This window comes from Actinophytocola xinjiangensis, assembly GCF_001921215.1.
Taxonomy (GTDB): domain Bacteria; phylum Actinomycetota; class Actinomycetes; order Mycobacteriales; family Pseudonocardiaceae; genus Actinophytocola; species Actinophytocola xinjiangensis.
The window spans coordinates 1-1,374 of record NZ_MSIF01000060.1; the positions used below are offsets into that span (position 1 = coordinate 1).

1 protein-coding gene is annotated in these 1,374 nt (G+C 62.4%); it reads left to right on the top strand.

Translation table 11 applies throughout. The features are described 5' to 3' along the window. Nucleotides 1–1,374 (top strand): condensation domain-containing protein (locus BLA60_RS41795; protein ID WP_245812519.1); only part of this gene is annotated, 1,374 nt, incomplete at both ends.

Consider the following 1,374-nt stretch of genomic DNA (forward strand, 5'->3'; position numbering starts at 1 on the left):
TGCCGTTGGTGCCGCGTGTCGGTGGTGGTCCGGTCGAGTTGTCGTTCGCGCAGTCGCGGTTGTGGTTCCTGGAGCAGTTGACTCCGGACAGCGTGCAGTACTCGGTACCTCTGACTCTCCGTGTCCGCGGCGACCTGGACGTGACCGCGCTCGAGGAAGCGTTCTCCGGCGTGGTGGCACGACATGAGGTGTTACGGACCCGGTTCGTGATGACCGACGGGCTGCCGGTCCAGGAGATCATCGACCCCTGGCCCGTGGCCGCACGCCACGTCACCGCCGCCGACGAAACCGAGGCCCAGAAGGCGGTCCAAGGAGAGATGGACACGCCGTTCGACCTGGCAGCAGGCCCGTTGCTCCGGGTACTGGTGGTCCAACTGGCCAACGACGACCACATGCTGGTCGTGAACATGCACCACATCGTCACCGACGCGTGGTCGCTGGACGTACTCGTCCGCGAACTGAACGAACTCTACCCAGCGGCGAAAACCGGCCAGAAACCCAACCTGCCCGAACTACCAGTGCAGTACACCGACTACGCGGCATGGCAACGATCCTCGCTACAGGGTGACCTGCTGGAGGGACATGTCGAGTTCTGGCGCCGGTCGTTGGCTGGGGTGGAACTCCTGGAGTTGCCCACCGACCGGCCTCGCCCGTCTCGTCGTTCCGGCGCGGGTGCCACGTGCCAATTCGTGGTGCCAGCGCAGACGGCCGGCGGGTTGCGGGACATCGCGCGGCAGTATGACGCGTCGCTGTTCATGGTCGGTATGACGGCCCTGCAGATGCTGTTGACCCGGTACACCGGACAGACAGACATCGCAGTGGGAACACCGATCACCGGCCGCAACCGAACCGAAGTCGAAGAACTCATCGGCTTCTTCCTGAACACCCTGGTAATCCGCGGCGACCTGACCGGAAACCCCACATTCACCGATCTCCTCAACCAAACCCGGGAAGTGACACTGGACGCCTTCGACCACCAAGACCTCCCCTTCGAACACCTCGTAGAAGAACTCGCCCCCGAACGAGACCTGAGCCGAACACCCCTGTTCCAGGTCATGTTCGTACAACAAAACGCACCCGACACCAACTGGCAACTACCCGGCCTCGACATCAAACCGATGCCAACCGGTTCCGGCGTGGAAAAGTTCGACCTGACCGTGATAATGACCGACACCAACGACACCCTGACAGTGACACTCAGCTACAACACCGACCTGTTCAACCAGACCACCGTGGACCGGCTGGCAGGACACTTCCAAACCGTCCTGGCCAACGTCGCCACCCACCCCGAAGTACGACTGAGCGACCTGGAACTACTCAGCGACACCGAGAAACACCAGCTACTCCACGACTGGAACAACACCGGCCACCAAC